Here is a 21,245-nt window from a genome sequence, read left to right as displayed (position 1 = left end):
AGATGTCGTTGTCGAAGTTGTTGTTTTTGTCCTTCGAAGCGGTACCCGGTCTATGGAGTGCGCAGGCCCTCCTCACGCGATAACGCGACCAGACTGTCCAGACGGGCGCCCTGGAAGGCGACGGCCGTACCTTGTTCGAACACTTTGCGCGCCAGCCCGGTGAGCACTGCGCCGGGCGGCCATTCGATCTGCAGGCGGGCACCGCGCTCGTAGGCGGTCTGCACGGTGCTGCGCCAGTCGACAACCCGGCTCATATTGAAAGCCAGGTCATCGCGGAGTTTGTCGGCATTGAGGATCAGCCGGGCGCTGCTGCCGCTCAGGTAGCGGGTGCGCGGTGCCTGCATTGGCACCTTGGCGAAAGCTTCGGCCAACTGCTGTGCCGGCTCATCGAGCAAGGCGCAATGAGATGGCACGCTGACCGCCAGGCGCCGGGCCTGGGCGCCATCGCGGCCAGCCAGGGCAGCAACCGCCGTCATGGCCTCGACGCTGCCAGCGATCACAAACTGATTGTCGGCATTGATATTGGCCAGGAACACCGGCGACTGCGGGCTATGGACCTGGGCAACCAGACGCTCTACCTGGCCCTGTTCGAGGCCGATCAGCGCGGTCATGCCATAGCCCTGTGGATACGCCTGCTGCATCAATTCGCCGCGCAGGGCCACGAGGCGCACCGCATCGTCGAAGCTCAGCGCTCCAGCAATCACCGCTGCCGGATAAGCACCAATCGACAACCCGGCGACGAGATCCGGCACCTGCCCCTGCTCCAGCAGCAGGCGGGCGCAGGCCACTCCGGCGATCAGCAGGCAGAGCTGCACGGCCCGGGTCGATTGCAGCGCTTCGACGGAGTCGAGCAAGCGCACATCCTCGCCCAGCACTGCACAGGCCTCGTCGATACAAGCCCTGACCGGCGCGGCATCGGGCAATTGATGCAGCATCTTTGGCTGTTGCGCGCCCTGGCCGGGAAACACCCAGAAACTGCTCATGCCGATAACTCAACGAGTTGCCAGGGGTTATCCACCAGGCAGGCACCGGTTGCGCTCTTGAGCAACACCTGCCGCGCAGAACCAGCCCACTCACGCAGCATCAACGCACCGCACGGGGTTTGCAGTTGCACGTCGATACGGCACGGTGCCGACTCCAGACGCTCGACCAGTTGCGCAGCCCAATCACGGCTGATGAAGGCAGGAGTGCGCAGGATCAGGTCCAGATCGCTGCCTTCATGCAGTGCGGGAATGCCGCTGGCCAGTTCAAAACCGGCGCTGCCGGTGACGCCCCAGGGCAGGCCGAGGGACATCATCAGCGGGCGGATCCCCTGCAAGGCGCGCAAAGCAGGCCAGTTCAGGGGCCTTTGGAGCGAGGCTTGTCGGGATGCCGCATCACCGCGAACCCGGTGTTTCAGCCGCAAGAAATACGTTGCGTGGGCCGCCCTTTTCGCCGGCAAGCCGCGCTCCAGCGTCAGCTGTTCAGGACGCACGATGCGGGTGATATCGGAGGTCTTCATGACCGTCGCAAAGCGCTGTTCCCGCCCGGCCCCACGCACCCCCACCGCCACCCGCCCCGGCGCAACCATTGCGCGCCGGACCACCACCGGATGACCTTGCTCCACGACCTCGCGCACCCACGCCGGGGCGTCCAGGGGCAGCGCGCTGGGGCTCAGCCCCCAGAGCAGGTCGTGAGGCAGCACGGTGTTCATTACCACTGCGCCCGCAGCAGTTCGCGAACCCGCGAAGACGCCGCACGGTTGCTCGCGCCCAGACGACTGCGCAGATCACTGCTGCCAGCACGCACATCGGCAATCGCGCTGAGCAGCACCTCCTGCACCTGCGTCAGATCGGCACCGGTCGGCTGGTCGATCTGGCTGACCGACAGACTCTCCCAGAGCAGGCCAAGGCTGGCGTAGCTTTCAATGTCGTAGGCCATGGGCGGGATGCTGGCGGCGAGTTTTTCCAGTTCCTCGACGCTGCGCAGAGTCACCCGCGCCGCCGAAGCCTTGCCCATGGCATGCACCATCACACCGGGGTCGCGCAGAGCGATCAGGCGGTTGGCCTGATAGCCGTGAGCGAGGAAGGCACCGGACATGGCCTTGCCCACCAACAACCCAATCACCGGATGCCCGGCCAGACGCGCACGGGCATAGCTGTCCACCGCACCGGCCAGGGCCTGATGGATGCCCAGAGCTTCTTCACGACGCCCATAGGCTTGGCTCGGCACGTCGATAATGGCGATCAGCGGGCGTTTCTGCGGGCTCTGCCGATCCGCTTCGATCAAGTCATCGACGGCCTTGGCCAGACCCCAGCCTTCGAGCAGGCCGACTTCGCCACTGCGCGCTCGAGGAAAACGGTTGCCGGGGTCAGCCACCACAGCGACCAGCCGCACCGGCTGCTCGCCCAGCAATGTATCAGCGGCCAGCACCGATGCGGGCAGGCCGGGCACCGTCACCGCGTCCACGCTCAACGCGTTAAACCAGTGCAAACCTCGTTGCGAAGCAGTCATTGCGGCTCTCCCCGATAAAGACGGCGAACGGTCTGTGGATCAATCTGGGCGGTGGTATCCAATTGCAGCAGACGCTCAAGAAACAGCGTGTACTGGCCGCTGCGCTCGCTGGCCGGGCGGCCCTGTTTGAGCCAGCCCTCGACTTGCGCCTGAATCGCCGCGACATCGTCGGCCGCATAGCCGTCCACCAGCTCACTGGCGAAACGCTGCTCGCCCCCGGTGAAGCTCCAGATAAACGGCCGGTCGCGTGAGTCGTATTCTTCGATGCCCGCTTCCTGCTCGATCACCTGTGGGCCGTTAAGGCCAAGGCGTGCTTCCTGCGTCACCAACAGATAGCTGCACAGCCCCGCCGCAATAGACATGCCGCCAAAGCAACCGACGCTACCCGCTACGACACCTATCACCGGCTGGTACTGGCGCAGATCGACGATGGCCGCGTGAATTTCAGCAATCGCCGCCAGGCCCAGATTGGCCTCCTGCAAACGTACGCCGCCAGTTTCCAGCAGCAGGATCGCCGCCGTGGGAATACCGTTGCGGTTGTCTTCGGCCGCCAGTTCCAGAGCGCCGGCCATTTTTGCGCCGCCGACTTCACCCATGCTGCCGCCTTGAAACGCACCTTCGATGGCGGCAATCACGACCGGCTTGCCGCCGACCGTGCCCTTGCCCACCACCACGCCATCGTCGGCCTGGGGCACCACACCCTGACGGGCCAGCCAGGGCGACATCTGCCGGTCGAAGGGGCCGACCAGCTCACGGAAACTGCCTTCATCAAGCAGGGCACGGGCGCGCTGGCGGGCACCCAGTTCGATAAAGCTGTGTTGCTTGAGCAAACGCGCGCTGTCAGTCATTACGTAGCTCCTCAAAGCCCTGCTCCAGACGCAGACGTACCACGCCCGGCGTCGCGCCAAAGTCATGGATATCGATAGCCAAAGCAGGCGGCAGCTGATCGCTGAACATGCGCTCGAACAGATGCTGCCAGCGGGCGGCGGCGCCATTGACCGACGTCACCACATTGATCGACAGCTTGCCCGGCTGACCCGGTTCCAGCAGCACTTCCAGGTCGCCCGAACCAACGCAGCCGACCAGGGCCTTGCCCAGGGGTGGTTGCCCGGCGGGGAATTCAAAAGACAGGGTTTCCATAGTCAAACACTCCTCGATGGAGAGCCGAGCGCAGGCTCAAGGCTGTCGATAAGCAGGCAGGCGGCGAGCAGATCCGCCGCGCCGCCGGGGGATGCGTTGAGGCTCAGCAATTGCTGATCCAGTTCATGCAGGCTGCGGCGCCCGGCCAGGCTGGCGCTGCCACCGGCTTGCAATACCCGGCGTGCACCGTTTTGCATGGCGTGCAGGCCTTCAGGCCCGGCGCGGTAGAGCACACAGGTATCGCCCAGGGTGGTCATGATCGCCAACAGGGCATCGAGGCGAGCGTTCTGCTCACCCGTCCCGGCCTCGCGGCTGCGCTGCAACTGCGGCAAACCGAATTGCAGCACGGCAGGAAAGCCCATCTGCGCCTGTTCCCGGGCGCCGAGCACACCGTAGCGGCGGGCGACCTGCTGACCATGACTGTCGCCTTGCCTGGGGACATGGCGATCGTCGATCAGCGCCAGCCGTGCCGCCCGCAGACTCAAGGCCGCGGCCGCACAATCTTGCGGCGCCAAAGCCGCCGCCGTAACCAACAGACCCAAGGCCCAAATGGCGCCGCGATGAGTATTCACGCCCGCAGTGGTATGCAGCATGGCCGCCTCGCCTTCGCGGCCGATACGACCAAGTGCTTCGCGCAGCGGCACGCCGATTTCGCCGATGACCTGAGCCGCCTCGGCCATGGCCTTGAACATTGGCCACAGCGACAAGGCCGACGCATGCATCAGGCCCAGGTGCAGGTCGTCGTGGGCGCCACTGCCGCGACGGTCAACCAGTGCCGGCTTCGGCGACAGATCGGCTTCGTCGATCAGCGCTTCCACGGCCAGGTCGGCCAGATGATCGGCCAGGGACAGGCTTTCGGGTTGGCGTTTGAGCGCGCGCATCACCAGCTCCTGAATTTTGCAGGCGGGTTGTACAAACCACCGGACCACTCGACCAGCTCGGCGATGCTCTTGGCCGCCAGCAATTCACGGCTGGCGTCGGTGCGGCGGATGCCCAGGTCTTCCGGCAGAGCAATCAGGCCCTCACGACGCATGCGCGCGGTGTCCTTGGGGTTATGCCGCAGGCCGATGACGGTAACGCCAGCCACGGCAGCGATCATGGCCTGACGCTCTTCCAGGTTGCGGGCCTTGTACAGGTAGGCGATGCCTTCTTCGGTGAGCAAGTGGGTGACGTCGTCGCCGTAGATCATGATCGGCGCCAAGGGCATGCCGCTCTTCTTCGCCACGTCCACGGCGTCCAGGGTCTCGACAAAGGTCGGCTTGCCGCCTTCCTGGAAGGTCTCCACCATCTGCACCACGAGTTTTTTGCCGCGCTCCAGATAGGCCTCAGGGCCATCGCCGGTCTGCTGGCGCATATCCAGCCAGGCCGGGGTGCCATGACGACGCCCGCGCGGATCGTGGCCCATGTTCGGTGCGCCGCCGAAACCGGCCAGGCGACCGCGCGTCACGGTGGAAGAATGACCATCGCCATCGACCTGCAAGGTGGCGCCGATAAACAGGTCCACCGCGTACTGCCCGGCCAACTGGCACATCATCCGGTTGGAGCGCAGCGAGCCGTCGCGCCCGGTAAAGAACACATCCGGCCGGGCGGCAATGTAGTTCTCCATGCCCAACTCGGTACCGAAGCAATGCACGCTCTCGACCCAGCCGCTTTCGATGGCCGGAATCAGGGTCGGGTGCGGGTTAAGCGTCCAGTTGCGGCAGATCTTGCCCTTCAGGCCCAGGGACTCGCCGTAAGTCGGCAGGATCAGCTCGATGGCAGCGGTATTGAAGCCGATGCCGTGGTTGAGGGACTGCACGTTGTGTTTTTCGTAGATGCCGCGAATCGCCATCATCGCCATCAGCACATGCACCGGCTTGATATGGCGCGGGTCGCGGGTAAACAGCGGCTCGATATAGAACGGCCGGTCGGCCACTACGACGAAATCGACCCATGACGCCGGGATATCCACCCGTGGCAGCTCGCTGACGTCGTCCACCAACTGGTTGACCTGAACGATCACGATGCCGTCGCTGAACGCCGCCGGTTCGATCAGCGCCGGGGTGTCTTCGGTGCTCGGCCCGGTGTAGATATTGCCCGCGCGGTCGGCCATGAAACCCGCCGACAGCACGACGTTGGGGATCAGGTCCACCAACAGCCGCGAGTACAGTTCGATATAGGTATGAATCGCGCCGATTTCCAGCTGGCCGTCTTCGAGCAACTGGCTGATGCGCAGGCTTTGTGTACCGGCGAAAGAAAAGTCCAGCTTACGGGCGATGCCGCGTTCGAAAAGATCCAGGTGCTCGGAGCGGCCGACGCTGGGCATGATCATGTGCAGGTCATGCAGCTTGGCCGGATCGACGCTGGCCAGGGCGCGGGAAAGAAAGTCCGCCTGCTTCTGGTTATTGCCTTCCAGTACCACGCGGTCACCCGGCGCCAGCAAGGCCTCCAGGGCGGCGACGATCTTGTCGGTCGGCAATACCACGCCGTCAGCCAGGGCACTCACACGCTCGATGCGTCGCAGCTTCTCAGTGCGACGACGGGACCAGCGTGGGTCCAGGTTGGTTATGGTTGTCATGCTCGCTCCACGAGTTTTGCGGTCGTGGGTCACCTTAGGAGCGAAGGGGGTCGGGCATCAATCAAGCAGCGTGCGTGATCGTTACGGTTGGAGTAATGGTTCTGGCACGGTGCTGTCTCGCAGCAAACACTTGGCAGGGGGCGAGAGTAAATCCTGTGGGAGCGAATTCATTCGCGAATAGGCCGGTGCATCCGACGCCTATACGGAGTCTGAAACACCGCCTTCGCGAATGAATTCGCTCCCACAATTTGCTCCCAAAGAATTCGGTCCCACAAGGGTCCCAAGGTTTAGCGTTTAGGCCGTGCGTTGCTCATGTAGCGACTGGATCTGATGATCCGCCACTGCCTTGGCCATATCGACCAGGTACAACGCCGCAAACGCCAGGTGGCGGTTGGTGCCGCTTTGTTGATCGCCGGATTCATACATCACCGCCGCAGCGCTGCGCAGCAGGTCGAAGATACGAAGCAGAGCTTCTTCGGTGGTGTGGGGTGGATCGGGGACGAGCTTTTTAATCATGGTGTATCTCCGTGGGCTACTGGAGCCATCTCTGTCACCGTTTCCACACGGTTATAGAGGTGGCAGCTATGAACGGGGTGGAAAACCGAGCCACGGATCCCTCGGCCAGACCGAAGTCTGCCCGAACATAGCTGCCATAAAGCACCTGCCCGAAGGCAAGTAGCTGCATGGAGCTCATCGAATCTGTGGTACGGGTTTCCACACCCGGCCACTGATTTACAGTGGCGCGGAGCAGACTAGAGACGGAATTCGACGAGCACAAGCGGCCGGGATTGTTTAGGAAATTTCACTCAATAGAAAGAGAGCGGTCCTTCAGATTCGTCACTTTTTTTGTGTCCAGAACCCATGTGGGACCGGCTTTAGCCGGGAAGGCGATATTCCAGGCCATGAATAGGCATCGGCTGTATCGGCCTATTCCCGGCTAAAGCCGGTCCCACAATATTGCGCAGCGCCTACAGGGATCGTATTTCAGTTCAAGCAGCGGGATGCATCAACCCGGCATCCACCAACCACTGCTCCAGCCCGATCAGGTCAGGTACCCGGGCCACGGTCTCGCCCACTTGCACGGCAGCCAATTCGAGTTCGGTCAGGGGCACGTCGACGTAGCTGAGCTGGCTGTCGAGCTTGCAGGAGCGGGGAATCCCTTGCGTCAGCAAGGCAATGAACTTCAGCTCGTTGCGCCCGCCCAAAGCGTTGAGTACCACGATACGTGCGCGACCGCCGACCTTGGTGCGGCCACCGCAGGCGGCTTCGAAGCTGAGCAGCGGCAGGGTCAACTGGCGCCAGCTGATCGGCCCGAGAAACCATTCCGGCGCGCCCTCTTCCGGCGTGCTGTCCTGATAATCGATCAGTTCGGCAACCGCGACATTGGGCAACAGCAGATAGCGGTCGCTCAGGGGCAGCAGCAGGCCGGTCAGGGTGGTGAGGCGGCTGGATTGGAAGCTGCTCTCAGACATTCACCTGACTCCAGTGGGTAATGATGCTCTCCAGCAGCACCGACTCCTGATACGGCTTGCTCAGGTAGTCGTTGACGCCGATGGCCATGGCCCGGTCGCGGTGTTTCTGCCCGGAGCGTGAGGTGATCATGATGATCGGCAGATCCTTGAGGCGTTCGTCGTGGCGGATCTGACTGGCCACTTCGAAGCCGTCCATGCGTGGCATTTCGATATCCAGCAGCATCACGTCGGGGGTGTGTTCCTGCAGCAACGCCATGGCGTCCACACCGTCCTTGGCCGTCAGTACGTTCATGCCGTGACGCTCTAGCAGACGGCTGGTGACCTTGCGCACGGTCACCGAGTCGTCCACCACCATGATCAGCAACGGGCGCACCGGCTCGGCATCGGGGAACACCTGCTGGCGACTGAAGATACGCCCCTGCATGGCGCGGATATGCCCCGGCAGATCAAGGATCAGCACCACATGGCCGTCGCCGAGGATGGTCGCGCCGGTAATGCCCTGCACGGCGGCGAACTGCGGCCCCAGGCTCTTGACCACAATCTCCCGGGAACCGGCGAGACTATCGACCTGCACCGCAACCCACTGCTCATGCAGATGCACCAACAGCACCGGCACGGGCTGCGACTGGCCGATCAGGCGTGGACGCAGGCCGTTATTGAGCAGTTCGCCCAGATAGCGCAATTCATAACTGCGCCCGCCGTACTGGTAGCACGGCGGGTTGGTTTGGTAACAGGCTTCCAGTTCGCCGGGCATGACCCGCACGATGCCTTCGATGGTGTTCAGCGGCACGGCATACTGTTCCTCACCGCACTGCACCATCAACGCCCGGTTGACCGACACCGAATACGGCAAGCGAATGCGGAAACGCACGCCCTTGCCGGCCACCGAATCGATGACCATGTTGCCGCCCAGTTCCTTGATTTCGGCATGCACCACGTCCATGCCGACGCCGCGCCCGGAGATCTGGGTGATGGTCTCGGCGGTGGAAAATCCGGCCTGAAGAATGAATTGCAGAACGTCGTAGTCGCTCAGCTCGTTGTTGGCGTCGATCAGACCGCGCTTGATGGCCTTGCGGCGTACAGCGGCCAGATCGACCCCGGCGCCGTCGTCGCTCATTTCAATGACGATGTCACCGCCTTCATGGGTCAGGCTCAGGGTGATATGGCCGCTTTCCGGCTTGCCTGCGGCCAAGCGCTTCTCGCTGCTCTCCAGACCGTGATCGACGGCATTGCGCAGCATATGCTCCAACGGCGCGACCATGCGTTCCAGCACGTTGCGGTCCATCTCGCCTTCGGCGTTGAGCACATCGAAACGGACTTTCTTGCCCAGCTCACCGGCCACCTGACGCACCACCCGGCGCAGCCTGGGCACCATGCGTTCGAACGGCACCATGCGCGTACGCATCAGGCCTTCCTGCAACTGGGTGTTGACCCTGGCTTGCAGCATCAGCAGGTTTTCCGCGTCGTGGGCGCGGGCGGCGAGGGTTTCCTTGAGGTCCAGCAGGTCGGAGGCGGACTCGAACAACGCCCGTGACAGTTGCTGCAATTGCGAGTGACGGTCCATTTCCAGCGGATCGAATTCTTCGTAGCCAAGGCGCTCGGCCTGAGTCGAGTCGCTGCCGTGAGCCCGGCCCTGGGTCTCGACATCCAGACGGCGCAACTGGTCGCGCATACGCTCGATGGTGGTTTCCACTTCCGTCAGCGTGGCGCTGAAATCGCTGACCTGCTGTTCGATGCGGCCACGGAAAATCGAAGTTTCCCCGGCCAGGTTGACCAGGTTTTCCAGTTGCCCGCCATCGACCTTGACCATTTCCGGCGCCGCCCGCTCGCCCTCCGCGTCGCCCGCAACAGGCTGCGCGACGGGGGCGGCAAAGGGTTTCGGCGTGCTATCGGCGCTGCCGTTGGCAGCAGCCACACGGCGGATACTGTCGATCAGCAGCGCGGCACTGGGCAGCGGCTTCTGCTCACGCACCGCATCGAGCATGTCGGCGAGCAGGTCATGGCCGCTTTGCAGCAGGCTGAACATCATCGGGCTGGCCTGCAACTGGCCGGCCGAGACACCTTCATAGAGCGATTCAAGCTCGTGGGCCAGATCGCCGATGGGCGCAATTTCAACCATCCGCGCACCGCCCTTGAGGGTGTGCAGGTCGCGCAGCAGGTTTTCCACTTCCAGAGTGTTTTGCGGGTCGGCCTGCCAGCGCTCAAGGGCGGCCCCTGAGCTTTCGCTGATATCGAACCCTTCTTCGAGAAAAATCTCCAGCAGCTCGGGGTCGCGCTCTTCCGTGACGGTTTCGGCAGTCTCGACAGGTGCAGTGACATCGCTGCTCACGCCTTCAAGCGCATTGCCAGCCGTACGGAACTGCTGGATCGCCTCGATCAATGGCTGCGGATCGGCGAACGGCTGATGCCTTTGCAACTGCTCCAGCATCAATGCCAATTGGTCATGACTGTTCTGCAACAGCTCGGCCAGCGCCGGCGAATAGCTGCAACGGCGGTCGATCAGGCTTTCGTAGAGGTGTTCGAGCTCATGACCAAGATTGCCGATTTCGCTGATTTCGGCCATTCGCGCGCCACCCTTGAGGGTGTGCAGGTCGCGTTGCAGCGAAGACAGCGGTGCCGGGTTTTCAGGGTCGGTCAGCCAGCGCTGCAAGGCCTGGTTGGCGCTGTCGAGGATATCCACGGCTTCTTCGAGAAAAATCTCGACGATCTCGTCATCCAGATCCGCCGCACCGGCAACCGCTTCAGTGACGCTGCCGAGCTCGGTAATGCTCGTGCGCCCACCCTCGCTCTTGATCAGGCCCATGGCTGCTGGGTCCAGGGCTTCATCGAGCAGCTCGCGCAACGCGCTGACCCGCTCCGGCCGCGGCTCGACCGCCTGCCCGGCGGCCACCTGATCAAGCATATTGATCAACGCTTCATGGGCCTGCTCGGCCTCATCGAAGAAGCGCTCGCTGACGACCAGACTGCTTTCTTCGACGGCGCCATACAGGTCGAGCAAGGCTTCGCACAGCTCATCGACCTGAGACAGATCGGCCAGATGCGCGCCATGACCCAGGGTGGTCAGCTCGTCCAGCAGCGCGCTCAGTTCCAGCCGCTCGCCCGGATGCTGGCGCCAGCGCTGCAACAGGCTTTCGGCGTCGAGCAGAATGTCCATGCCTTCAGCGAGAAAGCCCGCGATCAGGTGTGGATTGGGCTTGATGCGCAGGCCGTTATTGCTGGCGCTGAGCGCTGCGGCGAGACGCTGTTGCAGCAGGCTCTGGGCGCTTTCGATGACCTTGGCGGCACCGGGGATGGCTTGCAGCGGCGTGCTGTCCAGTTGCTCCAGGCCCTTGTGGAACAACGCTTCGGCCGAGCGCAGCAGGTTGATATCGGCCACTTCCAGCGGGATCAGGTGAGCCTTGAATTCGCGCACCAGTTGATCCAGCGGGCTGGCCAGTTCGGCGATCGGCTGCACCCCGGCCATATAGGCGCTGCCCTTCAGGGTGTGCAGGGCGCGCAACAAGTCGTCCGTGATGGCTGGCGACGTGTCGCTGCGTGCACTTTCCAGAAAGCGCTGCAGGTTTTCCAGGTGGCCGAGGGCTTCCTGACGGAAGATCTCCAGCAGTTGCGGGTCCAGCGCTTCGTCGGCCGGGGCGGCGATGACTACGTCCGGCAGCACGATACCTTTGGCCAGCGCATGAGCGCGGGCTGCCAGGACATCGACATCATCGCGCTGGCGTTGGGCGCGGCGGGCGAAATCCTGAAGCACCTCCGGCAGCAGCGCCAGAATGTCGTTGAGCAGGCGTTGCACATGGATCGAAGGCTCGACGCTGCGCTCCAGCACGCGGTTGAGCAGGTTTTCCACCGACCAGGCCAGCTCGCCGAGAATCAGTGCCCGCACCATCCGGCCGCTGCCCTTGAGGGTGTGGAAGGCCCGGCGTACTTCGGTCAGGGCCTGGGTATCGGTGGTATCGACACACCAGCGCGGAATCGCACGACGCAACACCGCAAGCACTTCGTCGGCCTCTTCGAGGAAGACCTCGCACAACTCTTCATCCACGCCGTCTTCATCGGCGGGCGGTGGCAGCAGGCTGGCGGGCATATGCCGCGCTGGCGGGTTGACCGCCGAGACCGGGCTGGCGAGGACTTCGGCGATAGTCTGGGTCGGGCTGACCAGGGCCTGGCGTTCCTGCAACTCGTGCAGTTCTTCGTGGCTGATCACCTCGTCGAGCAACGGCACTTCCATGGCGTTGGGCGTCGGCGTGTAGCCAAGGCGGGCGAGGCTTTCCTGAGCCATGTCGAGAATCTGGTCGCCCGGCGCTTCGTGGTCCTCGCCCATGCGTTCGAGGTAGTACTCAACCCCGGTCAGCGCGTCGGCCAGGCTGTCGAGCTGGGTCCACGAAGGACGGGTTTCGTCCACCAGCAGGTGTTCGCGAATGTAGTCATTGCACGACGACAACAAGCCAGACGCCCGCGCCAGGGGGATCATCGCCAGGGCGCCACGCACTTGCACCAACAAAGCCGACAGCGGCTCCAGGCGCGCCCGATCCCACTCGCCGTCGATGTAGTCGACGATCACGTCCTTGGCCTGTTGCAGCACCACCCGGGCCTCGCCAATCACCAACTGGTGAATTTGCGTCAGATCGGTCGTGGGCAGGCGGCTTTCTTCGCGGCTGGCCTGCTCGACCGTACCGGCCATGCCCGCCAGAGTGGCTTCGACATAGAGCAGCGCCCCGGCGACGTCCATCAAGGCGGCGTCACTGGGTTCACGCTGGCCCTGAGCCAGCCCCTGAACCACGCTCAACTGGTCGATGATGACTTTGCGCGGCTGGCCAAAACCCAGCACGGCCAGGGTATCGGCGATCTGCCGAAGCGGCGGCAGCAAGGCATTGAGTTCGCTGACGTGCTGGCGGTCGCCACGAACAAACACGTCCAGGCGTTCCTTGACCCGCACCAGCTCTTCGCACAACGCCACGATCACCGAGCGCATGGCATCGCGATCCGGCCCGGCCATGCGCGCGCGTTCTTCGTTGACCAGGGCGCTGTCCGGCAAGGCCTCGGCGAGGGCGTACTGATCCTTGAGGTCGAGCATCTTCGGCGCTTGGCTGTCGGACTTGGCGATATAGAACAGCAGGCTTTTGAGCAGCTCATCCGGCGCCGGCTGATTGATCCCTTCGATGCCCTGTTCCAGCAAGCGCTTGAGTTCCTTGTCGGCATCCTTGAACAGGCTGCGCAGCGCCGGGCTGTTGGTGAAGTTGCCGTTGACCATGGTCTCGACCAGTGCCGAGGCGATCCGCCAGAGCGGCCCGAGCGGCGCGTCTTCGCAAAGCAGTTCAAGGCGCGAGAACACCTTGTCCATCAGGCCAAGCTGCGTCTGCACATCCTGCTCGCGCATCAGGCCGACCAGTGCAGCTTGCAGGGTCTGGCGCAGCTTGCGCAGCAAGGCGGGCAGTTCCGGGGTGTCGCGTTCGGCCAGGGCGGCTTCGTCCAGTTCCGGGAGCACCGCCAGTTGCGGCGCGAACAGGCTGGTTTCCGAGAGCAGGCTTTCGCCCCGGGCGCTGCGCAGGTCGTTGAGCAGCGGCAACACCACCAGGGGCAGGTCGCGGCGCGCAGAATGCACGCGGTCGAGATAGATCGGCAGTTGGCTCAGGGCCTGGAGCAACAGTTGAATGCTTTCGGTGCGCTGGGCAACGCGGCCTTGCTGCAAGGCCAGGGCCAGCTGTTCGATCTCTTCGGCGAGCAGGGCCGCGCCGTAGAATTCGACCATTTGCAGGCTGCCGTGAACCTGATGCACGCAGTCCAGACACTCACCGAGCGCCGACGCATCCGTGGTGTCGACGAACACCTCAAGCGCATGGCGGGCCTGCTTGAGGGTATCGGCGATTTCGCCCTTGACCCATTCCAGGGCCACATAGTCATGCCGGTCAGCCATGATGTCGTACCGAATGACGTGTCGTCAGATTGTTCATTTTTTGCACATCACGCCCGGCCTTTCGACGGCGGCAAGGTAAACCCGGAGACCGAACGACGCATCTCGCTGGCCATTTTCGCCAGGTTACCGATGCTTTCGGCGGTGGCGGTGGTGCCCGAGGTGGTCTGCGTGGTGGTCTGCTGGATCACCAGCATGGTCTGGGAAATCTGCCCCGCCGACGACGCCTGCTGCCGGGCGGCGTCAGTGATACTTTCGATCAGCTCGGCGAGAACCCGTGAAACCCCCTCGATCTCTTCCAGCGCCACCCCGGCATCCTGGGCCAGACGGGCACCGCGCACCACTTCACTGGTGGTCTGCTCCATGGAGATGACGGCTTCGTTGGTGTCGTTCTGAATAGCCCGCACCAACGTCTCGATCTGTTTGGTGGCCGAGGACGAACGCTCGGCCAAACGCTGAACCTCGTCGGCTACCACGGCAAAGCCACGCCCGGCATCGCCAGCCATGGAGGCCTGGATCGCCGCGTTCAGGGCGAGGATATTGGTCTGGTCGGCTATGTCGTCGATCAGGCTGACAATATCGCCAATTTCCTGAGAAGACTCGCCCAGACGCTTGATCCGCTTGGACGTGTCCTGAATCTGTTCGCGAATGTTGTCCATGCCGTTGATGGTGTTATGCACCACCTCGTTGCCCTTATTGGCAATGGTCACCGAACGTTCTGCCACCGCCGAGGACTCGGAAGCGTTGGCCGATACCTGGTCGATGGACTGGGCCATGTCGTTGATCGCATCTGAAGCGGCGCTGATCTGCAGGGCCTGATGGCGGGATGCAGCAGCCAGTTCCATGGCCGTGGTCTGGGAGTCCGCCACCGCCGACGCCACCTGTTCAGCGGTCAGGTTAATGGTCGCTACCAGCTCGCGAAGTTGGTCGATGGAGTAGTTGATCGAGTCGGCAATCGCGCCGGTAAAGTCCTCGGTCACCGAGGCAGCCACGGTCAGGTCGCCGTCGGCGAGATTCTCGATTTCATCCAGCAGACGCATGATCGCGGTCTGGTTGCGCTCGCTTTTCTCTGCGGTTTCGCGCAGCTGGCGATTGGTCTCGCGGACCATCACCAAGCCAATCAGGATGATCGACATCAGCGCCAGCAAGCCGAGGATGTAGCCGCCATAGGTGTTGGTGGAACGGCCATTGGCCAGGTGTTCCAGATCGTTGGTCAGCACGGAAGCCTGATCGAGCAGGCTCTGGGAAGTGTTGAAAATCTTGCCCGCCGCCTCGCGCACCTGGAACAGCTCAGGGGAGGTTTCGAGGATTTCATCGACCGAGCCGGAAACGAACTCGAACAGCTCGGAAATTTCCGCGAGACGTGCCCTGGCGTCGCGGTCTTCGACCTGAGTGATCTTCATGGTCGCGTTGCCTTCGAGCATACCGTTGAGCACCCGGCCGAACTGGCTGGCATCGCGGCCAAAGGCATCGGCGGCCTGCACGGCGGTTTCGTCGCCGGACAGCACGGTATTCACTGAGCCGAGAATCCGCTCGGCCAAAAGGGATTGGCGCTGAGCCACCGCGACCTGACTGGCCGGGGCTTTGTTCTGCAGGAGGATGTCGACGACTTTCTCGTACTCGACCTGCAATTGCGGAATGGTTTCGGCCAGGGTCGCGGCCACCTGATGCAGCGATAACACCGTCTGTTCGCTGGCGAGGATCACGTCGGTGCTTTTGCGCAGGGTTTCCCAGTCGTTCTGCACCGCTTTCAACTCATCGCGCACCGCCACCGGGGCCGCAGGCAGGCCGGTGGATTTGTCGCCCTTGTTCAAGTAGCCCCAGCGCAGGTCGAAATCATTGCGCGCGTCGGTCAGCAGGCGAAACGCCTGGGCCTTGCCGGCAGCGGCCTCGGTGGCGTTCTTGGCGATGCGTTGGGACAGCACGCGCAGCTCGCCGGCATGCCCGATATATTGCTTGTCGTAGTTCGACTGCGTGCTCAGGTAGGCGAAGTTGACGAACAGCAGCATGATGAAAATGATCAACGCGATGAACAGCACGACAATCTGCGAGCGACTGCGTGCACCTTCCAACGACTTGCCTGGCTTGCTCATTAATCAGGCCCCCGCCTGGACCAACTGCTGTTTTGCGTCCATAACCCAAAGCCTCTGTCGACTTGCCCGTGCCCTACAACGCCACGTCCATGAACTGCGGACACTGCGCCAACAGGCGCGGACTGAAAATCAGCCAGGCCTCCTCGCGCAGGAACTGGCCCTGGATAAAGGGCGAAAGCTTGTCTTCGCAACCGCCCAGGGCCTCAGCCATCAGGGCGCGTTGATTGAAATGCTGCATGCCGAGAACCTCATCGACAACCAGCCCGGCGAATACATCCTGGTGTTCGACCACCAGTACCCGGCGTTGTTTGCGCACAGGTGACAATTCATGACCGAAGAAGGCGCACAGGTCCATGATCGGCAGCAAACGCCCGCGCAGGTTGGCTACGCCCTTGATCCACGGCTTGACCCCCGGCAGGACGGCGTAACGCGGCTCGTGGAGAATTTCACCGATTTCGCCCATGGGCGCGACGAAACAGCGACCGCCCATGCGAAAGCCGATACCGCTCCAGTCCTGCTGCCGGGTTTCCTGGGAGGGTAAGCCGGCGGCGAGGGAGCGGCAGCGCTGGTCGATATCGAGCAGCAGCTGAAACGCGGTCTGTGACTCAGCCATGGCAATCCGGCCTTAGCCGGCCAGTACCGCGTTCAGGGTCTGGATCAGCAGGTCTTCGGTCACCGGCTTGGTCAGATAGTCGCGAGCACCCTGGCGCTTGCCCCAGACCTTGTCGGTTTCCTGATCCTTGGTGGTGATCATGATCACCGGGATCCCGGCAGTGGCAGGGTCCTTGGTCAACTGGCGCGTAGCCTGGAAGCCATTGAGGCCGGGCATGACGATATCCATCAGTACCGCGTCGGGGTTTTCCTGACGGGCCAGGGCCACGCCGTCGGCGCCGTTTTCAGCCTTGAGCACCTCATGGCCGTTGCGCTCCAGCATGCCGGTCAGTTTGTACATTTCAGTCGGCGAATCGTCGACGATCAGTATTCGAGCCATGTTGTTCCCCATAACGGAGTGAATGCCCGCGATATCACATCGCAGGCATCAGGGTATGTGTTGTTCCACTGCAACGAATCCGGGCACATGAGCCTTGATCGCGCTGAGCAGCTCTTCCTTGCTGAAAGGCTTGGTCAAAAACTGGTCGGAGCCCACGATCCGCCCCTTGGCCTTGTCGAACAGGCCGTCCTTGGACGACAGCATGATCACGGGCGTGGACTTGAACGCCCGGTTGTTCTTGATCAGCGCGCAGGTCTGATAGCCATCCAGGCGCGGCATCATGATGTCGACGAAGATGATACGCGGATGATTATCGGCAATCTTGGCCAGGGCATCGAAACCATCCACCGCAGTGATGACTTCGCAGCCGGCGTTCTTGAGCAACGTCTCGGCCGTACGGCGAATGGTCCGGGAGTCATCGATGATCATGACTTTCAAGGCTGTGGCGTGCTGTTCCATGTCTGCTCTTCCGTCGCCGCAGCGACTGTCTGGCGCGTCGTGCGCGGCACAGGAGGCCCGTCGCCTGCCGCCTGCCTGCCCATATAAAGGCAAAGGCCGGGGTCGGGTCGGACGCCGAGCCTTTTTAGCACACTCTCCAGACTCAATCCATAAAGCCCTGAGAGGTGTGCCTGCCCCTTGACCCCGGACAAGCGGAGCGCCACCCTGACGCCTGTTTTCGGGCCGCCAATGGCCCCTACCGATCAGAGGATATTGCCCATGAGCGTTCGCTTAGGGATTGTCATGGACCCCATTGAGCGCATCTCCTATAAAAAGGACAGCTCGCTGGCCATGCTCTTGGCCGCCCAGGAACGCGGCTGGTCGTTGTTCTACATGGAACAGCACGATCTGTATCAGGCTGAGGGCCAGGCCCGGGCGCGGATGCAGCCGCTCAAGGTGTTCGCCGATCCGGCCAAGTGGTTCGAACTGGAAGACGAAATCGACGCCAACCTCGCCGATCTGGACGTGATCCTGATGCGCAAGGATCCGCCGTTCGACATGGAATTCGTCTACACCACCTACCTGCTGGAACAGGCCGAAACCGCTGGCGTACTGGTGGTCAACAGGCCCCAGAGCCTGCGCGACTGCAACGAAAAGCTGTTCGCCACGCTATTCCCGCAGTGCACGCCGCCGACCCTGGTCAGCCGCCGCGCGGACATCATTCGCCAGTTCGCCGAGCAGCACGGTGACGTCATCCTCAAGCCGCTGGACGGCATGGGCGGCGCCTCGATCTTCCGTCATCGCGTCGGCGATCCGAACCTGTCGGTAATCCTGGAAACCCTGACTGCCCACGGCACCCAGCAAATCATGGCCCAGGGTTACCTGCCGGCGATCAAGGATGGCGACAAACGCATCCTGATGGTCGATGGCGAACCCGTGCCGTATTGCCTGGCGCGTATCCCGGCAGCCGGTGAAACCCGTGGCAACCTGGCCGCCGGTGGCCGCGGCGAAGCCCGCCCGCTGACCGCCCACGACCGCTGGATCGCCGCCGAAATCGGCCCGACCCTGCGCGAAAAAGGCCTGCTGTTCGTCGGCCTCGACGTGATCGGCGAGCACCTGACCGAAATCAACGTCACCAGCCCGACCTGTATCCGCGAAATCGATAATGCCTTTGGCACCAATATCGGCGGCATGTTGATGGATGTGATCGAGAAGAAGCTGGCAGCCCGCGGTTAAACAGGGCCGTTGGAGCGAGGCTTGCCCGCGAAGAGCGATGACGTGGTGTATCTGAAACACTGCGCCACCCGATTCGCGGGCAAGCCTCGCTCCAACAATCATGCGCCGCCTGTAACACCGCCGCATCACGCTGACTGACTGACTGGCTGACGAGACGCTGGTGCGCTTCGATGTCATAACAAAGAATGGTAACGCCGACTTTCTACTATTTTTCAATCGATCATAGTGCGTCAATATTATTATTGCGGAGCAGGGCAACTCTTGGCGGCAGCCTGGAGTGACTTGGCGTAATCCATATAGGTTTCGGGATCGTACGGCTCGGCAATTATCTTGAAGCTGGATCTGTTTTCGCTATCAAGCCACTGATCAACATTTAACGCCCATCGCCGACCTTCATGCCAGGTCAGCAAATCAAAGGCGTGTAAACTCAGATTGTTATCTTCACCTATATAGGAGAAGCGATAATAAAGTTTTTTGTACCAACCTTCGATCCCTGTTATCGCCTTGATCGCTAACCTTGCCTGCGCTTCTTCGGCATCGCTCAGATAGAACATTCTACCGATAGCCAGTTCGCCAGACTCCTCAAGTTCGACGAAGGGTGCTACCAGTGGTTGACGACTGACCAGGCGAGAGTTGCTGCAGTCGAAGACCCATTTACCCGTTTTCACAAAATCGTCGGCGTAAACGACTACACCATTGCCATAGTCTTGCTTATAGATGCTTGTCATTGTCTTTAATCCGTAATGAGCTGCGACTAGCAGTAACGGCGAGAGCATGATTATTGCGGCCCATGAATTCTTACTTCGGTAGAAACTCAAGGTGACCTCCCCAAACACCAAGGGGTGTATCGCCCGAAATCACAAGCAGATAGCCCCTGAGAATGAGCTGATGAGCGCCGCCAGCAGTTGGGCCATGAACGGCTTGTCTACCGAGCCATCCGGCTGTATGGCGCTGAGTCCGACGATTCACTGCGGAACGGGACAGCTTTTGGCGGCAGCCTGCAATGACCTGGCATAATCCATATAGGTTTCGGGGTCGTAGGGCTCGGCGCTTATATCGAATCTCGGTCCGCTTCCGCTATCAAGCCAATACCAAACACTCAAGGCCCATGGCCGACCATCATGCCTGGCCAGCAAGTCAAATATATGTAAATTCAGATCGCTGTTTTCACTCAGATGGGAGTAACGGTAACGTAGTTTTTTGTACCAGTCTTCGATCCCCGTTATCGCCCTGATCGCCACCTTTGCTTGCTTTCTATCGGTCGCATTAAGGTAGTACATGTCATCGATATCCAGCCTGCCTGACTCCTCAAGTTCGGCTAGAGGAATTGGTAGCGGCTGACGGCTGATCAGACGAGAGTTACTGCAGTCGAACACCCACTTACCTGATTTTACAAAATCGTCGGCGTAAACGACTACACCGTTTCCGTAGTCTTGCTTGTAGACACTTGTCATTATCTTTAATCCATACTGAACCGTGACCAGCAGTAGCGGCGAGAACATGATTATTGCGGCCCATAAAATTTTACTTCGGTAGAAACTCAAGTTGACCTCCCGGCGCACCGACGGGTGTATCGCCTGAAATCACAGGCTTGGTCGCTCCTGCAGACTGGTAGGTGAATTTTAAGCTGGCATTGTACTTCTCACGCTCGCTTTCCAACTCTTTCCATCTCTTACACCACGCCTCGTGTGGCACCGCACTACCATTAACCTTACATGACTTACTCCGCTGCCGATCTCTAAACGACCCCCAGGTATTCTTGTAATCCGAACGCCGAACAAACGCCCTCACCTTGATCCGCAAATGATCAGCCAGCAACTGCGCCAGACTTTCATTGGTCTGCGGGAAAAACTGAATGCCATCTTCGACAGGATATTCGGAGCGGTTGCCCATGCCGGTGCGACAGGCATAGCTGTCCAGCCGTGCCGTACTGGAGAAAGCCGAGGGCGAGATTTCTCTGTAATTCAGTACATTAAGGGCCAGCCGATAGCCCCCGGCCAGCTCATAACCGAAGGCAATCTGATGCGGTATGCCATGGCTGAACAGGGACAGGTGCTCGATGGGCGATCGTTCGCGGTTTTTGCCCTGGTTCAGGTAGTCGATCAACTCATCTGCGGTGGTGACCTCGACAAACCCGGCGCCGTAGTTTTCGGCAGAGGCGCGTGCTGCGCTGAGCATGGCGTCGGTGTAGGCGAGAATGGACGCCTTCATTGAGGAACAGTGCAGCTCTTGGCGGCGACTTGAAGCATCTTGGAGTGATCCATATACGTTTCAGGGTCGTAAGGTTCGGCGATTATTTTGAAGCTGGATTTACTTCTATCATTAAGTAACTGCGAGACTTTCAATGCCCAAGACCGACCGTTGTGGCGGCCAAGAAAACCAAAGACATGGACCTCAATATAGCTGTACTCACCCAATATAGAGTAACGATAATTTAGCTTATTGTACCAGCCGGCTACTTCCACTAATGCTCTGATGGCCTCGACTGCCTGATTTTTTTCTGTATCTTTCGAAAGGTACATACCTCCAATATTTAGCGTGTCCGACGCCTCAAGCTGCGCTATTGGTGCAGGCAGCGGCTGACGGCTTATAAGGCGCGATTTATTGCAGTAGAACACCCAATTCCCGGTCTTAACATAATCGTCGGCATAGATCACCACGCCGTTACCAAAGTCTGTCTTGTATATACTCGTTATTATTCCTAAACCGTAGTAAACCGCAACCATCAGTAACGGCAAAAAAATAATTATTGCAGCCCAAAAATTCTTATTTTGGTAGAAACTCAAGATGACCTCCCCGCACACCAACGGACGTATCGCCTGAAATCACAAGCAGATAGCCCCTGAGAATGAGCTGATGAGCGCCGTCAGCAGTTGGGCCATGAACGGCTCGTCTACCGAGCCATCCGGCTGTATGG

19 protein-coding genes and 1 pseudogene are annotated in these 21,245 nt (G+C 61.2%); 1 reads left to right on the top strand and 19 read right to left on the bottom strand.

What is annotated here, in order from left to right:
* Positions 1–50: 50 nt before the first annotated feature.
* The 15 genes and pseudogenes from mdcH to pilG all read right to left on the bottom strand — a co-directional run bounded on the left by mdcH (position 51) and on the right by pilG (position 17,113).
* A complete protein-coding gene (gene mdcH, locus M2401_RS15435) occupies positions 51–983 on the bottom strand; it encodes a malonate decarboxylase subunit epsilon (protein ID WP_259104148.1) in 933 nt (310 codons plus the stop codon).
* Positions 980–1,693: a malonate decarboxylase holo-ACP synthase gene (locus M2401_RS15430; RefSeq protein WP_259104146.1), complete on the bottom strand. Its 714-nt coding sequence runs from the start codon at positions 1,691–1,693 to the stop codon at positions 980–982. Before M2401_RS15430 ends, mdcH begins: the two co-directional genes overlap by 4 nt.
* Positions 1,693–2,493 (bottom strand): biotin-independent malonate decarboxylase subunit gamma, encoded by an 801-nt coding sequence (gene mdcE / locus M2401_RS15425; protein ID WP_259104144.1) that lies wholly within the window; start codon positions 2,491–2,493, stop codon positions 1,693–1,695. The genes M2401_RS15430 and mdcE overlap by 1 nt, the downstream gene beginning before the upstream one ends.
* Positions 2,490–3,341, bottom strand: a complete 852-nt coding sequence (locus tag M2401_RS15420; RefSeq protein WP_259104142.1) for a biotin-independent malonate decarboxylase subunit beta — start codon at positions 3,339–3,341, stop codon at positions 2,490–2,492. The genes mdcE and M2401_RS15420 overlap by 4 nt, the downstream gene beginning before the upstream one ends.
* Positions 3,334–3,633: a malonate decarboxylase subunit delta gene (locus M2401_RS15415; RefSeq protein WP_259104141.1), complete on the bottom strand. Its 300-nt coding sequence runs from the start codon at positions 3,631–3,633 to the stop codon at positions 3,334–3,336. Before M2401_RS15415 ends, M2401_RS15420 begins: the two co-directional genes overlap by 8 nt.
* A 2-nt stretch (positions 3,634–3,635) precedes the next feature.
* Positions 3,636–4,514: a triphosphoribosyl-dephospho-CoA synthase gene (locus M2401_RS15410; RefSeq protein WP_259104140.1), complete on the bottom strand. Its 879-nt coding sequence runs from the start codon at positions 4,512–4,514 to the stop codon at positions 3,636–3,638.
* Positions 4,514–6,190 carry a malonate decarboxylase subunit alpha gene (gene mdcA, locus M2401_RS15405; RefSeq protein WP_259104139.1) on the bottom strand — a complete coding sequence of 559 codons (1,677 nt, stop codon included), beginning with the start codon at positions 6,188–6,190 and terminating at the stop codon, positions 4,514–4,516. Before mdcA ends, M2401_RS15410 begins: the two co-directional genes overlap by 1 nt.
* A gap of 294 nt (positions 6,191–6,484) precedes the next feature.
* Positions 6,485–6,706 carry a DUF6124 family protein gene (locus M2401_RS15400; protein ID WP_259104138.1) on the bottom strand — a complete coding sequence of 74 codons (222 nt, stop codon included), beginning with the start codon at positions 6,704–6,706 and terminating at the stop codon, positions 6,485–6,487.
* Between the two features lie 473 nt (positions 6,707–7,179).
* The gene (locus M2401_RS15395) at positions 7,180–7,662 is read right to left on the bottom strand and encodes a chemotaxis protein CheW (protein WP_259104137.1); all 483 of its coding nucleotides are present in this window, start codon (positions 7,660–7,662) and stop codon (positions 7,180–7,182) included.
* A complete protein-coding gene (locus M2401_RS15390; RefSeq protein WP_409033933.1) occupies positions 7,655–11,743 on the bottom strand; it encodes an Hpt domain-containing protein in 4,089 nt (1,362 codons plus the stop codon). Before M2401_RS15390 ends, M2401_RS15395 begins: the two co-directional genes overlap by 8 nt.
* Positions 11,744–13,339: 1,596 nt before the next feature.
* Positions 13,340–13,573 (bottom strand): annotated as a pseudogene (locus tag M2401_RS34540) (Hpt domain-containing protein); the annotation flags it as partial.
* Positions 13,574–13,620: 47 nt separating this feature from the next.
* On the bottom strand, positions 13,621–15,663 hold the full coding sequence (locus M2401_RS15385; RefSeq protein WP_259104135.1) for a methyl-accepting chemotaxis protein: 2,043 nt from the start codon (positions 15,661–15,663) through the stop codon (positions 13,621–13,623).
* A 73-nt stretch (positions 15,664–15,736) separates the two neighbouring features.
* Positions 15,737–16,276: a chemotaxis protein CheW gene (locus tag M2401_RS15380; RefSeq protein WP_259104134.1), complete on the bottom strand. Its 540-nt coding sequence runs from the start codon at positions 16,274–16,276 to the stop codon at positions 15,737–15,739.
* A 12-nt stretch (positions 16,277–16,288) separates the two neighbouring features.
* Positions 16,289–16,654, bottom strand: a complete 366-nt coding sequence (pilH, locus tag M2401_RS15375) for a twitching motility response regulator PilH (RefSeq protein ID WP_259104133.1) — start codon at positions 16,652–16,654, stop codon at positions 16,289–16,291.
* Positions 16,655–16,702: 48 nt separating this feature from the next.
* Positions 16,703–17,113: a twitching motility response regulator PilG gene (pilG, locus tag M2401_RS15370; RefSeq protein ID WP_259104131.1), complete on the bottom strand. Its 411-nt coding sequence runs from the start codon at positions 17,111–17,113 to the stop codon at positions 16,703–16,705.
* Positions 17,114–17,371: 258 nt separating this feature from the next.
* On the opposite strand from pilG, the gene gshB reads away from it, so the two are divergent.
* Entirely contained in the window at positions 17,372–18,328 is a 957-nt protein-coding gene (gene gshB, locus M2401_RS15365; protein WP_259104129.1) for a glutathione synthase, read from the top strand.
* Positions 18,329–18,567: 239 nt separating this feature from the next.
* Here the strand turns inward: gshB and M2401_RS15360 are convergent, their stop codons facing one another.
* The 4 genes from M2401_RS15360 to M2401_RS15345 all read right to left on the bottom strand — a co-directional run bounded on the left by M2401_RS15360 (position 18,568) and on the right by M2401_RS15345 (position 21,114).
* Positions 18,568–19,056, bottom strand: coding sequence for a hypothetical protein (locus M2401_RS15360; RefSeq protein ID WP_259104128.1), 489 nt, complete (start codon positions 19,054–19,056; stop codon positions 18,568–18,570).
* A 237-nt stretch (positions 19,057–19,293) separates the two neighbouring features.
* The gene (locus M2401_RS15355) at positions 19,294–19,872 is read right to left on the bottom strand and encodes a hypothetical protein (RefSeq protein ID WP_259104122.1); all 579 of its coding nucleotides are present in this window, start codon (positions 19,870–19,872) and stop codon (positions 19,294–19,296) included.
* Positions 19,853–20,539, bottom strand: a complete 687-nt coding sequence (locus M2401_RS15350) for a hypothetical protein (RefSeq protein WP_259104120.1) — start codon at positions 20,537–20,539, stop codon at positions 19,853–19,855. The genes M2401_RS15355 and M2401_RS15350 overlap by 20 nt, the downstream gene beginning before the upstream one ends.
* Entirely contained in the window at positions 20,536–21,114 is a 579-nt protein-coding gene (locus M2401_RS15345) for a hypothetical protein (protein WP_259104119.1), read from the bottom strand. Before M2401_RS15345 ends, M2401_RS15350 begins: the two co-directional genes overlap by 4 nt.
* Positions 21,115–21,245: the final 131 nt, after the last annotated feature.

It is taken from the genome of Pseudomonas sp. JUb42 (assembly GCF_024807945.1).
GTDB lineage: Bacteria > Pseudomonadota > Gammaproteobacteria > Pseudomonadales > Pseudomonadaceae > Aquipseudomonas.
The sequence above is the reverse complement of the archived record's forward strand: the minus strand, read 5'-3'. Positions and strand labels throughout refer to the sequence as shown.

Coding starts and splice junctions, on each gene's coding strand:
- mdcH (WP_259104148.1), bottom strand. CDS start 983: ATGAGCAGTTTCTGGGTGTTTCCCGGCCAGGGCGCGCAACAGCCAAAG.
- M2401_RS15430 (WP_259104146.1), bottom strand. CDS start 1,693: ATGAACACCGTGCTGCCTCACGACCTGCTCTGGGGGCTGAGCCCCAGC.
- mdcE (WP_259104144.1), bottom strand. CDS start 2,493: ATGACTGCTTCGCAACGAGGTTTGCACTGGTTTAACGCGTTGAGCGTG.
- M2401_RS15420 (WP_259104142.1), bottom strand. CDS start 3,341: ATGACTGACAGCGCGCGTTTGCTCAAGCAACACAGCTTTATCGAACTG.
- M2401_RS15415 (WP_259104141.1), bottom strand. CDS start 3,633: ATGGAAACCCTGTCTTTTGAATTCCCCGCCGGGCAACCACCCCTGGGC.
- M2401_RS15410 (WP_259104140.1), bottom strand. CDS start 4,514: ATGCGCGCGCTCAAACGCCAACCCGAAAGCCTGTCCCTGGCCGATCAT.
- mdcA (WP_259104139.1), bottom strand. CDS start 6,190: ATGACAACCATAACCAACCTGGACCCACGCTGGTCCCGTCGTCGCACT.
- M2401_RS15400 (WP_259104138.1), bottom strand. CDS start 6,706: ATGATTAAAAAGCTCGTCCCCGATCCACCCCACACCACCGAAGAAGCT.
- M2401_RS15395 (WP_259104137.1), bottom strand. CDS start 7,662: ATGTCTGAGAGCAGCTTCCAATCCAGCCGCCTCACCACCCTGACCGGC.
- M2401_RS15390 (WP_409033933.1), bottom strand. CDS start 11,743: ATGCCCGCCAGCCTGCTGCCACCGCCCGCCGATGAAGACGGCGTGGAT.
- M2401_RS15385 (WP_259104135.1), bottom strand. CDS start 15,663: ATGAGCAAGCCAGGCAAGTCGTTGGAAGGTGCACGCAGTCGCTCGCAG.
- M2401_RS15380 (WP_259104134.1), bottom strand. CDS start 16,276: ATGGCTGAGTCACAGACCGCGTTTCAGCTGCTGCTCGATATCGACCAG.
- pilH (WP_259104133.1), bottom strand. CDS start 16,654: ATGGCTCGAATACTGATCGTCGACGATTCGCCGACTGAAATGTACAAA.
- pilG (WP_259104131.1), bottom strand. CDS start 17,113: ATGGAACAGCACGCCACAGCCTTGAAAGTCATGATCATCGATGACTCC.
- gshB (WP_259104129.1), top strand. CDS start 17,372: ATGAGCGTTCGCTTAGGGATTGTCATGGACCCCATTGAGCGCATCTCC.
- M2401_RS15360 (WP_259104128.1), bottom strand. CDS start 19,056: ATGACAAGCATCTATAAGCAAGACTATGGCAATGGTGTAGTCGTTTAC.
- M2401_RS15350 (WP_259104120.1), bottom strand. CDS start 20,539: ATGAAGGCGTCCATTCTCGCCTACACCGACGCCATGCTCAGCGCAGCA.